Annotated in this window: 11 protein-coding genes; 3 read left to right on the forward strand and 8 right to left on the reverse strand. The window is 67.1% G+C overall.

Going from position 1 to position 13311, the window contains the following annotated elements:
* Positions 1-4: 4 nt before the first annotated feature.
* The 3 genes from NJ69_RS13940 to NJ69_RS13950 are packed head-to-tail and all read right to left on the reverse strand — an operon-like array spanning position 5 to position 3820.
* Positions 5-205 carry a DUF1656 domain-containing protein gene (locus NJ69_RS13940; RefSeq protein WP_029614886.1) on the reverse strand — a complete coding sequence of 67 codons (201 nt, stop codon included), beginning with the start codon at positions 203-205 and terminating at the stop codon, positions 5-7.
* A complete protein-coding gene (locus NJ69_RS13945; protein WP_039579969.1) occupies positions 195-2354 on the reverse strand; it encodes an FUSC family protein in 2160 nt (719 codons plus the stop codon). Before NJ69_RS13945 ends, NJ69_RS13940 begins: the two co-directional genes overlap by 11 nt.
* Complete coding sequence (locus NJ69_RS13950; RefSeq protein WP_039579980.1) at positions 2351-3820, reverse strand: efflux transporter outer membrane subunit; 1470 nt, start codon at positions 3818-3820, stop codon at positions 2351-2353. The genes NJ69_RS13945 and NJ69_RS13950 overlap by 4 nt, the downstream gene beginning before the upstream one ends.
* 179 nt (positions 3821-3999) lie before the next feature.
* On the opposite strand from NJ69_RS13950, the gene NJ69_RS13955 reads away from it, so the two are divergent.
* Entirely contained in the window at positions 4000-4932 is a 933-nt protein-coding gene (locus NJ69_RS13955) for a LysR family transcriptional regulator (protein WP_039579983.1), read from the forward strand.
* 67 nt (positions 4933-4999) lie between these two features.
* Entirely contained in the window at positions 5000-5974 is a 975-nt protein-coding gene (locus tag NJ69_RS13960) for a 2-hydroxyacid dehydrogenase (protein ID WP_039579986.1), read from the forward strand.
* Positions 5975-5989: 15 nt separating this feature from the next.
* On the opposite strand, the gene NJ69_RS13965 is transcribed toward NJ69_RS13960, so the two are convergent.
* From NJ69_RS13965 to NJ69_RS13980, 4 genes are all read right to left on the reverse strand, one after another.
* Positions 5990-6952, reverse strand: a complete 963-nt coding sequence (locus tag NJ69_RS13965) for a glycosyltransferase family 2 protein (protein ID WP_039579988.1) — start codon at positions 6950-6952, stop codon at positions 5990-5992.
* Positions 6949-7335: a GtrA family protein gene (locus NJ69_RS13970; RefSeq protein ID WP_039579991.1), complete on the reverse strand. Its 387-nt coding sequence runs from the start codon at positions 7333-7335 to the stop codon at positions 6949-6951. The genes NJ69_RS13965 and NJ69_RS13970 overlap by 4 nt, the downstream gene beginning before the upstream one ends.
* The gene (locus tag NJ69_RS13975; RefSeq protein WP_039579994.1) at positions 7332-8843 is read right to left on the reverse strand and encodes a glucosyltransferase domain-containing protein; all 1512 of its coding nucleotides are present in this window, start codon (positions 8841-8843) and stop codon (positions 7332-7334) included. The genes NJ69_RS13970 and NJ69_RS13975 overlap by 4 nt, the downstream gene beginning before the upstream one ends.
* An 85-nt stretch (positions 8844-8928) precedes the next feature.
* Positions 8929-9834: a DMT family transporter gene (locus tag NJ69_RS13980; RefSeq protein WP_039579997.1), complete on the reverse strand. Its 906-nt coding sequence runs from the start codon at positions 9832-9834 to the stop codon at positions 8929-8931.
* Between the two features lie 172 nt (positions 9835-10006).
* Here NJ69_RS13980 and NJ69_RS13985 point away from each other — a divergent pair, with 172 nt between their 5' ends.
* Positions 10007-10879 carry a helix-turn-helix domain-containing protein gene (locus NJ69_RS13985; protein ID WP_039580000.1) on the forward strand — a complete coding sequence of 291 codons (873 nt, stop codon included), beginning with the start codon at positions 10007-10009 and terminating at the stop codon, positions 10877-10879.
* A 21-nt stretch (positions 10880-10900) separates the two neighbouring features.
* Here the strand turns inward: NJ69_RS13985 and NJ69_RS13990 are convergent, their stop codons facing one another.
* Entirely contained in the window at positions 10901-13294 is a 2394-nt protein-coding gene (locus NJ69_RS13990) for a TonB-dependent siderophore receptor (RefSeq protein WP_039580001.1), read from the reverse strand.
* Positions 13295-13311: the final 17 nt, after the last annotated feature.

The following is a 13311-nucleotide window of genomic DNA, read 5'->3' on the forward strand; positions in this document are numbered from 1 at the left end:
ATTCTCACCAGTAGACCGACAGCGCCATCACGCCGAACAGGCAGACGAACAGGGACAGGCGCAGCAGCGCCGGGTGCCAGAAAAAACGGTAACCGTCATGGCTGGCGATGAAGCGGTCCAGGCCCCAGGCCAGGCCCGCAGCGAGCAGGAACATCAAGGTCATGGTGGGCAGGTACACGCCATGGAAGGCGATCTCACGGGGCATGGTGCAATCCTTTGGCCGGGGCCAGGGGTGACTGGGGGTCGAGCAGGGAGCTGCGGATGAAGTGCAGGTAACTCTGGGCGCGGCGCAGCACCGAGGTGTCGAAGTGCCGGGCGAACGGTTCGTCGGTGGCCTGCACGCGGCTGATGGCGTGATCCACGGCCACCAGCGCACGCTCGTGGTTGGCGGCACTGGGTTGCAGGAACAGCCGCGCCAAGGCCCGGCCCATCACCCGGATCGCCTGGCGCCACGCCTGCGACTCGGCGTAGGCCGGGTGCACCGGGGCGTTAGCCTGCTCCTTGCGCAACTCGATGATGGCGTGGCCGACCTCCGACACCACGAACATCCAGTCCATCAGTTCGGCCTGCACCTGCGGCTTGCCAGCGGCCAGACCGTAGGCCTGGTGCAGCAGGTCGCGGGTGCGGCTCTCGAACGCCGACCCCAGGCCGCGCAGGCGCCCGCCGATGGCGAACAGCACCTGCTCGCGCAGCGCCTGCTGCAAGCGGCTCCACAGCCAGCGGCTGTTCGGCGGCAGGATGATCGCCCCGGCCGCAGCGCACACCAGCATGCCGATGACCATGCCCAGGTAGTCGTTGATGAAGCTGTACGGGTCGTAGACCGTGAGGTTGTTCGGCACCGAGCCGATCGAGAAGAACACCAGCAGGCCGACCCCGTAGCCGGCATAGGCCGGGCGCGAGGCGAGAAACGCACCGAGCGCGAACACCGGCGCCAGCACCAGGCACAGCAGGGTGAAGCCGTCGATCCAGGGGAATACGAAGAAGGTTTCGAAGAAGCCGATGAAGGCGCCGAGCAAGGTGCCGCAGGCCATCTGGAACGCCATCCGCCGCGGGTTGGGCGAGGCCGCCGAGAGCCCGGCGGTGACCGTGGCGACCAAGGTCATCATGGCGCCGCTGGGCCAGTCGCTGAGCAGCCAATAGCTGCCCAGCAGCAACAGCACGGCAGCGCCGCGCACCCCGGCGGCCAGCGACACCAGCCAACTGGTCTGGGCCACGTAGGGCTCGTCCCAGCGTTCGCGCTCGTGGTTGTGCGCCGCCAGCGACGCGTGGGTCTGGGCGTAGCTGTAGAGCTCGTCGATCAGGCGATAGAGCAGCTCGTAGGTGGTGTGGAAATCCAGCAGGTCGGCTTCGCTGGGTGACGTCTCCAGGTACGCAGCGCGCAGGCTGCGTACCTGGGTTTGCAGGCCGTCCTTGTAGGCGGCCAGTTCCAGGGTCAGGCGCAGGGCGTCAGGGTCGGTCAGGTAGCGGTTCACGTAGGGTTCGAGCAACGCCACCAGGGTCTGCACGCCTGGCTCGATGGCCACGACGATCTGCGCAGGCCCGCGCGCCCGCAGCCGCTCCAGCAGCCGGTGCAGCGCGTTGAAACGGGTGGTGATGGCCATGAACTCGCTGTTCATGCGCATCAGCCGGCCGGAGCGGCGGCGCATGTGCGGGTCTTCGAAGGCGGTGACGTTGCGCAGGCTTTCCAACCCCACGGCCTCGGCGATGAAGCGCACGTTGCGGGTCTCGAGCTGGGCGCGCTCGCTGTGGCCGCGCAAGGCTTCGACCATCACCCCGGCGTACACGCCGAAGCGCTGGTAGAGCGCGTGGCGCATGGCCGCGCTGGCCGATTGCGGCAGGATCGCGGCACTGACCAGGGTGGAGACGAGGATACCCAGGGAAATCTCCAGCAGGCGCCACACCGCCGCCATGAACGCCTGGTCCGGGTGCTGCAGCACCGGCAAGCCGATCATCGCGGCGGTGTAGCCGGCCAGCACGAACCCATAGGCGCGAAAGGTGCGGTAGCGCATGGCCCCGGCCGAGCACAGGCCCACCCACAGCGCCAGGCTGGGCAGGAACAGCTCGGTGTTCTGCGGGAACAGCGCGATCAGCGTGACCATCATCGCCGAGCCGGCCAGGGTGCCAAGCAGGCGGTAGAAGCTCTTGGCGAACACATGACCACTCTGCGGCTGCATGACGATGAACACCGTGATCATCGCCGTGCGCGGCTGCGGCAATTCCAGGCGCATGGCCAGCCAGAGGGTCAGGAAGGCGGCGGCCAGCACTTTGAAGATGTAGATCCAGGTGACGCCGTCGGTGCGCGCCCAGGCGAAGAAACCGCGGCGCCACTCAAGGCGCGCCAGCCAGTCCCTCATCGCGGCGGCTCCGACGGCACATCAGCGCCGGCGCCCAGCCCGCCACCCAGCGCGGTGACCAGGTCGGCATGCACGCTCAGGCGCGCGGCCTGCACCTGCTGCTGCACCTGCTGCTGGCGAAACAGCAGGGTCTGGGCATTGAGCACATCGAGGTAATCGGTGAGCCCGCGCTGGAACGCCAGGGTGGCCATGTCGTAGGTCTTCTGCGCGGCGGCGACCGACTCGGTGGCAAAACGCGCCTGCTGCTGCAACGACTCGCGGCGGATCAGTCGATCGGACACCGCTTTCAAGGCGTCGATCACCGTGGCGTTGTAGTGCGCCACTGCCAGGTCGTACTCGGCCGAGGCCGCGCCCAACTGCGCGCGCAGGCGGCCGCCGTCGAAGATCGGCAGGCTGATGGCAGGGCCCACGTTGTAGCTGAACTTGCGGCCGCTGAGAAACGCCAGCGGGCCACCGCCAGTGGCCATGAAACCCAGGCCGCCGACCAGGTCGACATTGGGGAAGAACGCGGCGTGGGCCACATCGATACCCCGGGCCTGGGCTTGCACCTGCCAGCGGCTGGCGACCACATCCGGGCGCTGGCCGATCAGCTCGGCGGGCAACGCCGACGGCAAGGCCAGCGGCGCGGCCAGCGACAGGCTCGGCCGCGCCAGGCGGGCGCCCTCCCCCGGCCCTTTGCCGGCCAGCGCCGCCAGTTGGTTGCGACCCAAGGCGATGGCCTCGTCGAGGCCGTCGAGCTGGCGATGGGTTTCCGGCAGCGGCGCCTCGGCCTGGCTCACTTCCAGGTGGGTACCGATACCGGCGGCCAGGCGACGCTGGGCCAGGTCGAGAATCTGCTGCTGCTGGGCCAGCTCGGCGGCGACGATGTCGCGCCGGGCGAACTGCAGGCTCAGGTCGATGTAGGCACGCACCACATTGTTCTGCAGCTCCAGGGCCGCCTGCCGGGCTTCGGCGACGCGCACGTGGGCCTGGTCCACGGCCTGCTCGCTGGCGTTGCGCTCGGCGCCCCACAGGTCCAGGGCGTAGCGCAGGCCGAGGTGGGCATCGTTGTCCCAGGTGTTGGCGCCGGACAGCGCGCCGGGGCCATAGAACTGATCGTCCGGCCAGTTGTGGCGCTTGAGGGTGAGCGCGCCATCGCCCTGAAGTTGCTCGCGCGATTCGACCACGCCCGCCATGGACCGGGCCTGACGCACACGGGCGGCGGCCATGGCCAGGGTCGGACTGCCGGCCAGGGCCAGTTCGATCCAGCGGTCCAGTTGCGGATCGCGGTAGGCTCGCCACCACTGCTGGGCGGGCCAGGCGGCGTCCTGTGCGGCCGCGCCGATGGCGTGGTCGATGCTCAGTTCATTGGGTTGCAGGGTGTGGCTTTGCGGGGCGATGCCCAAGGTGGCGATGCAGCCGCTCAAGGTCAGACTGAGGGCACAGGCACTGAGCGTTCGAAACGCTCCGAGGTGGCGACGCGGCACTGCGGCGATTTCCCGAGGATGAGGTGGTGGGCCGGGCAATTCTAGGGGCGGGTTTCATTGGCGATAAGCACGTATTCCTGCGAATCTTTGTTACCGAAACAGCGATAATCCGGCTTTGGTCGCACGTGCTTTTTTGTCGCGGCATGTCACAATTTCGCCCTCTAAATCGAGAGTGACCCATGGACACCCTGCAAAACATGCGTGCTTTCAGTTGCGTCGCCCAGCTCGGCAGCTTCACCGCCGCTGCCGGGCAATTGGACACCACCACCGCGAACGTGTCGCGGGCGGTCTCCAACCTGGAAGCCCATCTGCAAACCCGCCTGCTCAACCGCACCACCCGCCGCATCGCCTTGACCGAGGCCGGCAAGCGCTACCTGATGCGCTGCGAACAGATCCTCACCTTCGTCGAAGAAGCCGAGGCCGAGGCCAGCGACGCCCATGCCCGTCCGGCCGGGCAATTGAAAGTGCATTCGATGACCGGCGTCGGTCAGCACTTCGTGGTCGATGCCATCGCCCGCTACCGCGAAACCCACCCGGACGTCACCTTCGACCTGACCATGGCCAACCGCGTGCCGGACCTGCTCGACGAGGGCTATGACGTCTCCATCGTGCTGGCCACCGAGCTGCCCGACTCGGGTTTCGTCTCCCAGCGGCTGGGCATCACCTACAGCATCGTCTGCGCCTCGCCGGACTACGTGGCCCGCCACGGCAGCGCGCAAAAGCCCGCCGAACTGCTCAAGCACCAATGCCTGCGCATGGTCAGCCCGGTCATTGCCCTAGAGAAGTGGCTGTTCAACGGCCCCGAAGGACAAGAGGTGGTGAACGTCACCAGCTCGCCGTTCCAGGTCAACTCCGCCGACGCCATGAAGACTGCGATCCGCAGCGGCATGGGCGTGGGCGTGCTGCCCATCTATTCAGCCATCGACGGCCTGCGCGACGGCAGCCTGGTGCGGGTGATGCCCGAGTACCGCCTGCAGGAGCTGAACCTCTACGCCATCTACCCCTCGCGCCAGTACCTGGACGCGAAGATCAAGACCTGGGTGGAGTACCTGCGCAATTCGCTGCCGGAGATCCTCGCCGCGCATGAGGCCGACCTCAAGACCCACCTTTAGAAAGCGGCTGCCGCTTTTTCTCGCCGCCGTAAACGCGTAGCGTGTAGCGCTTCCCAAGGAGTAGCCCATGAAAAAGACCGTCCTGGCTTTCAGCCGTATCACGCCGGCCATGGCCGAGCGCCTGCAGCAGGATTTCAACGTGATCCTGCCCAACCCCAAGCTCGGCGACATCAGCGCCCAGTTCAACGAGGCGCTGCCCGAGGCCCACGGGCTGATCGGCGTCGGCCGCAAGCTGGGCCGCGCGCAGCTCGAAGGCGCGGGCAAGCTCGAGGTGGTGTCCAGCGTCTCGGTGGGCTACGACAACTACGACCTAGACTACTTCAACGAACGCGGCATCGCCCTGACCAATACCCCCGACGTGCTCACCGAAAGCACCGCCGACCTGGGCTTTTCACTGATCATGGGCTGCGCCCGGCGCACCGCCGAGCTCGATGCCTGGACCAAGGCCGGGCACTGGCAGGCCAGCGTCGGACCGGCGCAGTTCGGCAGCGACGTGCACGGCAAGACCCTGGGCATCGTCGGCCTGGGCAACATCGGCGCGGCCATCGCCCGACGCGGACGGCTCGGCTTCGGCATGTCGGTGCTGTACGCCGGCAACAGCCGCAAGCCGGCGCTGGAGCAGGAACTGGGCGCGCAATACCGCAGCCTGGAGCAGTTGCTGGGCGAAGCCGATTTCGTCTGCATCGTGGTGCCGCTGTCCGACGCTACGCGCAAGCTGATCGGCGCCCGCGAACTGAAACTGATGAAGCCCAGCGCGTTCCTGATCAACATCGCCCGAGGCCCGGTGGTGGACGAGGCAGCGCTGATCGAAGCGCTGCAAGCCGGTACGATTCGCGGCGCCGGACTGGACGTGTACGAGAAAGAGCCGCTGGCCGACTCGCCGCTGTTCACGCTGCCCAACGCCCTGACCCTGCCTCACGTAGGATCGGCCACCGCCGAAACCCGCGAGGCCATGGCCAACCGCGCCCTCGACAACCTGCGGGCGGCGCTGCTCGGCGAGCGGCCGCGCGATCTGGTCAATCCGCAGGTGTGGAAGGGCTGAGACGATCGGCGCCGGCTACACGGACGGCGTCGTCACCGGGGCGCGCGGCTGCCGCCGCCGCCCCTGCACCTTGCGCACCACGTAGCGCGGACGGTGCTTGGTCTCCTGGTAGATGCGCCCCACGTACTCGCCCAGGATGCCGATACCGATCAGTTGCACCCCGCCGAGGAACAGGATCGCCGACAGCAGCGACGGATAGCCTGGCAGGTCCACGCCCCACAGCACCTTCTGTACGATCAGGTACACGGCGAAGAACAGCGCGAACAGCGACACCGCGGCGCCGATGTAGGTCCACAAGCGCAGCGGCACCGTGCTGAACGAGGTGATGCCGTCCAGCGCCAGGTTCCACAGCCGCCACAGGCCGAACTTACTCTCCCCCGCCACCCGTGGCGGGCGGTCGTACTCGATGATCTCGGTGCGAAAACCCACCCACGACAGCACGCCCTTCATGAACAACTGCTGCTCCGGCAACTGGCGGATCGCCGCGACCACCTTGCGGTCGAGCAGGCGGAAGTCGCCGACGTTCTCCTCGATATGGGTGGACGCGATGCGGTTGTGCAGCCGGTAGTACAGGCGCGCGGTCCAGCGTTTGAGTGGGGTGTCGGCGTTGCGGCTGCGGCGCTTGGCCAGGACCACGTCGGCGCCCTGGCGCCAGCGCTCGACCATCTGCGCGATCAGCTCGATGGGGTCTTGCAGGTCCACGTCGATCGGCACCATGGCATCGCCATCGGCGTACTCCAGTCCGGCGAACAGCGCCGACTCCTTGCCGAAGTTGCGCGAGAAGTTGATCACCGTCACCCACTCGTCGCGCAGCGCCAGTTCCGCGCACAGGGCTTCGGTGTCGTCGCTGCTGCCGTCGTTGACGAACAGGATCTCCACCGTCATGCCCTGCAGCGACGGCTCGGCGCGCACGGTGCGGTAGAAGTGCTCGAGGGTGTCCTGCTCGTTGTACACCGGCACGATCAAGGTGATGTTCATGGCGTCCTTCCTCTGAAGACCACACGGCGTGAGAAGCTGTAGCCCAACACCAGGCTCAGCGCGGAAAAGCTCGACAGCGTCAACCACGGCGACAATTGCGCCCAGTCGGAAATCGCGCCCAGGGCCAGGCTCAAGGCGCCCATGCCGGACATGAACAGCAGGTAGCGGCGCTTGCTGGGGCGTGCGGCGAAGGTGTAGCGGGCGTTGACGTAGTACGACAGGCTTGCGGCGGCCAGGAAGGCCAGCAGGTTGCTGGTGGCCTGGCGCAGGCCCAGCAGCAGGTAGAGGCCGAAGAACACCGCCCAGTGGGTCAAGGTGTTGCCCACCCCGACCAGGGCATAGCGACGCATCTGCCGCCACAAGCCATGCACGGGTAGGGTCATGGCAGTGTCCAGGGGCGGCGCTGCGGCTTGGTCACCACGTAGCCCTGCTGGTCGATCAGGTAGATGCGATAGAAGCGGTTGTCGACCACCGGCGTGCCGCCCCGAGCCGCCAGCGCGTCGGCCTGCCAGGCCGGTGGCGGGCTCTGGTTGGCGCTGCTGTTGAGGTAGAACTGGCCCATGCCGACCAGCGTCATCATCTCCGGCAGCAGGACGAAATCGGAACTGCGAATGAACGCGAGCAGCGGCGCCCGCGTCAGCGCACCAGAGGCGGCCGGCAGCCAACCGTCGGACTGGTTCGACTCGAGCAGATAGAAGGCCCGCGCCTTGTCCAGCTCGGGGTGGCTGAGGATGTCCTGGCCGATGTACTGGGCGATGGCCGCCGTCTGCGCTTTCTGCGCCTCCAGCACGCGGCCATAGGCATAGGCCAGCGACAGCATCGATAACAGCGGCAGGCCGAGGATCAGGGCGCGGTGGGGCGAGGCCTCGCCCAGGCCGCGCCGAGCGAGGTAAAGCAGCAGTACCAGCACGCAGGCAAAGCCCATCAAGGTGCGCGCACCATGAATGAAGTAGGCGAAGATCAGCATGATCCCCGAGGTCATGCTGAGCAGCACAAGCAGCACCAGCAACAGGCCGATGCCCCGCACCAGCAACCCGCCCACTCCGTACGCGCTGCGCAGCGCCGGGACCGCGCGCATTACGCCGATCAGCGCCAGCAGCCCAAGCCCGATAGCCAGGATCAGGTTGCCGGGCGTGAACAGCAGCGCAACATGCTCGAACACCACGCCCAGCCGCCGCAGCACTTCGCCGGGCCATGCCGAATCGAACGCCAGCAACGCCAGGCGCTGCCCGGACATCCACGGCAACGCCAGCAGCAGGTACAGCACCCCGCCCGACAGCGCCTGAAGCAGCCGCCGCCCCGCTGCCCCGAGCACCTTCGTCAGTTCATCGCCACGGAGCAGCCCGCGTACCGCCTCGATACAGCACAGGCCGACGAACAGGTTCAGCGTCACCTGATAAAAGCCCAGGCCGCAGGCGATGAGCGCCGCGCCAGCCAACAGGCGGCGCGGCCCAACGGTAATGGCCAGGACCATCGCCGACACCCCCAGCGCCATCGCCGGGCCGTCGTACTGGTACGACAGGTTCTGCAAAAAGAACGGGCTGTACCACAGCGGCAGCACTACCAGCAGATCGCTCGGTCGCGGCTCGACGAAATAGTGCACGGCCAGTCGTGCCAGCGCATAGGCCGCCACGGGCAAGGCCAAGAGCAAGGGCAAAGGAAACAGGTTGATGGCACCACCGGCAAAGCTCAGCCCGGCATGCAGCCACTGGGTCAGCAGACGGCCCTCGCCGCTCCAATGACCGATGGCGGTCTGCGCCCGCCAGACATCGTCGAGGTACATCGCGTCGGCGAGGATCAGCGGCAACACATGCAACGCCAGCGCGCACAGGCAGATCAACTGCGCCTGGCGCAGGGTGAGCGGGCGATTCCATGACGAGACTGACTGCATGACCTACCTGGCGGGATCTGGGGGAGTGGGCCAAGTGTAGACACTCCCGCGCTGGCATCTGCTGCAACCCCGCCAGGCACGCCCGTCACTTCATCGCCAATGCCGCGCCTGGCGCCTTGATCGGTCGTGGCTTGCGAAACACCAGCACATTGCCGGCCATCACCGCCAGCAAGCCCAGCAGCGCCGGTGGCGTCCACTGGTAACCTTCGGCGAAGGCCGAGACGTTCAGCGCCACCAGCGGGAACAGCACGGTGCAGTACGCCGCACGCTCCGGCCCCATCCGCCCGACCAGGGTGAGGTAGGCGGTGAAGGCGATCACCGAGCCGGGAATCACCAGGTACAGCAGCGAGCCGATATAGCGCGCGTTCCATTCCACGCTGAACGGCACGCCGCTGACCAGGCAGTACAGGCCCAGTAGAGTCGCACCGTAGACCATGCCCCAGGCGTTGGTGGTCATCGGCCGCAGGCCCGCCTTCTGCTGCAGGCTGGAGAGCAGGTTGCCCGCCGAGAAACACAAGGTGCCGAACAACGCCAATGCCAGGCCGACCAGGGTTTCGGTACTGGCGGTATGGTCCGACAGTTCAGGCCAGAACAGCAGCCCCAGGCCGAGCAGCCCCAGCGCACCGCCGCCGAGCACATTGGCGGCGATGCGCTGGCCGAAGAACAGCCGCGCGTTCAGGGCGTTCCACAAGGTCGCCGTGGAGAACACCACGGCGATCAGCCCACTGGCGATCCATTGGCTGGCGGTGAGAAAACACATGAAGTTGACGCAGAACAGGCACAGGCCCTGGGCCAGACAGATCAGGTGCCCCCGCCGCCCCATCGGTTGCAGGCGGCGGGTCAGCAGCAGGACGGCGAACAGGATCAACCCGGCCAGCGCGAAACGGTAGACGATCGAGACCGGGATGGCCACCACGCCCAGTTGCAGCTTCAGGGCGATCCAGGTGGTGCCCCAGATCAGGACGGTGAGCAGGTACAGGGACAGGTTCATGGCGTGGATCCTTGCGCGAGAAGTGACGGCTGGGCGTGCACGGCCCGACCTCGACCGCCGCAGTCTTCACCGGCTGGCGCCACCGCGCTTGCACAAACTTGCGCTTTTGCGCTCCGCCCTCTGCGCAACGCGCCCGCCGCGCAGTAGGATGCGAGTCACGAGGAACCCGCCGATGCCGCCACTTCATCAACTGCACGTGTTCAATGCCCTGCACAGCTCGCCGCGTGCGCGCCTGGAGTCCAGCGCGCAGCTCGGCGAGGGGCTGGCCGTGGCCTTGTGGAACAACCGGGACGACACCCGCGACTATCAAGCGCCGAGCCACCACACGCTGTCGTGCTACATCGCCGATGGCACGGGCACCTATCGCCGCCAGCGCCCCGCCGACAAAGGCGCGCCGGGCAAGCTGTGCATCATGCCGGCCGGCCATGAGTCCAACTGGGTGATCGACGGCAGCATCCGCCTGGCCCACCTGTACATCAGCGAAGAACGCTTCGCCCTCGGTTGCCTGCGCCTGCTGGACCGCGAGCCGCGGCAGATGCAGTTGCACGAAGCGATCTTCATCGACGCGCCGCAGCAAGCCTTGCGCTTTCGTCAATTGATCGACCTGGGCTGGGACGAGCCGGGCGAGCGCCTGCTGGCCAGCAGCCTGGCGCATGCCATCGTCGACCACGCCGTGCTCGGCCAGGTCGGGCTGCGCCAGGGCTTGCGGCTCAAAGGCGGGCTGGCGCCGCACCAGCGCAGGCAACTGACCGACTACATCGAGGCGCATCTCGACCAGCCGCTGGCCCTGGCGGATCTGGCGCAGCGTTGCAACCTGTCCGAATATCACTTCGCGCGGATGTTCCGCGAAAGCTTCGGCCTGCCGCCACACCAGTACCTGCTGGCGCGGCGCCTGGAGCTGGCGTGCCGCCTGCTGCGCCAGGGCGACCTGCCGCTGGGGCAGGTGGCGCTGCTGTGCGGCTTCGCCAGCGCCAGTCACTTCAGCAACCGCTTCCGCCAGGCCCTCGGCGCTACGCCGGGAGCGTATCGCGCCGCGTTCGCCTGAGCCTGCGCGTTCAGCGGGGCGTCAGAACTCCAAGGTGCTCGACAGACTGACCTGGCGTGCATCGCCGATGGCGACGAAGTAACGGTTCACCGCCGAGCTGTAGTAGACCTTGTCGAACAGGTTCTTCACGTTCAGTTGCAGGCGCACCTTGTGCGCGTCCAACTGGGTTTCGTAGCTGGCGAAGGCGTCGGCCACGGTGTAGGCCGGCAGGTCGAAGTCGTTGCTCGGGTTGCCGGCACGCTCGCCCACGTAGCGCGCACCGGCGCCCAGGCGCAGGCGGTCGCCGCCGAACAGGCTGCCGTAGTCGTACACCGCCGACAGCGAGCCGCTGTGGCGCGCCACGTTCTGCAGGCGATTGCCCTTGAGCGCCGGATCCTTGGTGACTTCGGCATCGGTGAAGGCGTAGCTGCCGATCAGGCTCCAGCGCTCGCTGAGCTGGCCACTCAGGTCGAGTTCGACGCCGCGCGAATTGACCTCGCCGGCGTTGCTGTAGAGGGTTTCGCCCGAGCGTGGATCGAGGTTGGCCACCAGCACGTTACGCTTGGTGATGTCGAACAACGCCAGGGTGCCGGTGATCTGACCCGGAATATCGAGCTTGGCGCCCAGCTCCCAGGCCTTGCCCTCCTCCGGCGCGATGGAGGCATCGAGCACCCGCCCACCGGTCAACGGCGCGATGCTGGAGTTGGGCTTGAACGACTCGCTGTAGCTGCCATAGAACGACAACTGCTCATCGACCTTGTAGACCAGCCCGGCATGCGGGGTCCAAGCGTGGTCGCGGGTATCGGTATTGGTGTTGAAGGGGCGTCCGCGTCCGGCGAGTTGGTCGTACTGCTGCAGGCGCACGCCAGCCACCGCGATCCAGTGATCGTCCAGGTGCACGGCGTCCTGGGCGAACAGCGAGTCGGTGCGCAGCTTGTCGGTCTGGTCGCTGTCGCTGGCGCGCACGGTCGTGCCTTCGGGCTCACGACCATAGATCGGGTTCAGGTAGCTGAACCTCGAGCGACTGGCCTGGCGGATCAGGTCGGCGCGGTAGACCTTGCGGTCTTCGTGGTCCATGCCCAGCAGCAGGTCGTGCTGCATGCCGGCCAGTTGCACGTTGCCGGTCAGGCTCAAGGTGGCGAACTGGTCGCGACTCATGGCGCCATGGGTGCCGTCGATGCTGCGGTTCAAGGTGCCAAGGGCATCGTTGACGCCGGTCACCCGCACCTGGCTGGCATCGTAGGTTTCGCGGTTGAAGCTGTAGCCCATGTGCACTTTCCAGTCATCGGCCAACTGGTGGTCGACTTCCAGGCGATACAGGTCCGAGCGCCCTTCCATGTCGTTGAACTTCTCGTCCAGGCGACGAGTGGCCGGGATGTCCAGCGGGTGGTTGGTGCGGTTGCTGATCGCCGTACCACGGTCGAATGGCGAGAGGAACTCGCGGTGCTCGTAGGCGAAGGTCACCTGGGTGTCTTCGCCGTACCAGGCCAGCGACGGCGCCACCAGCGACTCGCGGTGCACGCCGAAATTGCGCCAGTAGTCTTCGTCCTCGTGGTCGACGATCAGGCGATAGGCCAGGTTGCTGTCGCCCAGCGCGCCGGTACTGTCGAAGCTGCCGCCACTGCCGTTCTTGCCACTGCCGTAGCTGGAGCCGCGCACGGTCAAGGCGTTGTACTGCTGCATCTGTGGGCGCTTGCTGACCACGTTGATCACCCCACCCGGATCCTGGATGCCGTAGAGCAGCGAGGCCGGGCCTTTGAGAACTTCGACCCGCTCGGTGGTGGCGTTGAGGCTGCGGCCCTGCACCAGCGGCATGCCGTCGCGCATGATCGAGCCGTCGCGGTTGTCGCCGAAGCCGCGCTTCATCACCGTGTCGGCGGTGCCGCCGAAGTTGTTGCCCTGAGTGATGCCGCTGACGTTGGCCAACGCGTCGTCGAGGTTGCGCGGGGCCTGGTCGCGCAGCACCTGGGCAGACACCACGTTGATCGCGTGGGGGATCTCCAGGTTCGGGCCCTGGCCGCGCATGATCGAGGCGCTGGCCGGCGGCTGGTAACTGAAGTTGTCCAACTGCGAGGTGACGTTGGTGGCTTGCAGGCTGACGGCGCCAGCGGTATCCATCGCCTCCAGGGTGAAGGTGCGGGCGTCGAGACGACGCCAGATCAGACCCGACTGGCCGAGCAACTGCTGCAAGGCCTGTTCGGCGCTCAATGCGCCGTTCAGCGCCGGTGCCTGCTGGCCGGACAGCGCCAGGGTGTACACCACGCTCTGCCCGGTGGTCTGGCTGAACGCCGCCAGTGCCTGGGCCAGAGGCTGGGCGGGCTGGGCGAAGGTGAACAGCTGGACCTGCTCGGCCGCACGGGCCAGTGGCGCCTGCGTCAGCAGGGACGAGGCGCAAAGACCGAACCAGAGAGGGACGCAACGCGGGGTGAACTTCATGGACGCAGACCTGTGAG

The organism is Pseudomonas parafulva, assembly GCF_000800255.1.
Lineage (GTDB): Bacteria > Pseudomonadota > Gammaproteobacteria > Pseudomonadales > Pseudomonadaceae > Aquipseudomonas > Aquipseudomonas boreofloridensis.

Coding starts and splice junctions, on each gene's coding strand:
- NJ69_RS13940 (WP_029614886.1), bottom strand. CDS start 205: ATGCCCCGTGAGATCGCCTTCCATGGCGTGTACCTGCCCACCATGACC.
- NJ69_RS13945 (WP_039579969.1), bottom strand. CDS start 2,354: ATGAGGGACTGGCTGGCGCGCCTTGAGTGGCGCCGCGGTTTCTTCGCC.
- NJ69_RS13955 (WP_039579983.1), top strand. CDS start 4,000: ATGGACACCCTGCAAAACATGCGTGCTTTCAGTTGCGTCGCCCAGCTC.
- NJ69_RS13960 (WP_039579986.1), top strand. CDS start 5,000: ATGAAAAAGACCGTCCTGGCTTTCAGCCGTATCACGCCGGCCATGGCC.
- NJ69_RS13965 (WP_039579988.1), bottom strand. CDS start 6,952: ATGAACATCACCTTGATCGTGCCGGTGTACAACGAGCAGGACACCCTC.
- NJ69_RS13970 (WP_039579991.1), bottom strand. CDS start 7,335: ATGACCCTACCCGTGCATGGCTTGTGGCGGCAGATGCGTCGCTATGCC.
- NJ69_RS13975 (WP_039579994.1), bottom strand. CDS start 8,843: ATGCAGTCAGTCTCGTCATGGAATCGCCCGCTCACCCTGCGCCAGGCG.
- NJ69_RS13980 (WP_039579997.1), bottom strand. CDS start 9,834: ATGAACCTGTCCCTGTACCTGCTCACCGTCCTGATCTGGGGCACCACC.
- NJ69_RS13985 (WP_039580000.1), top strand. CDS start 10,007: ATGCCGCCACTTCATCAACTGCACGTGTTCAATGCCCTGCACAGCTCG.
- NJ69_RS13990 (WP_039580001.1), bottom strand. CDS start 13,294: ATGAAGTTCACCCCGCGTTGCGTCCCTCTCTGGTTCGGTCTTTGCGCC.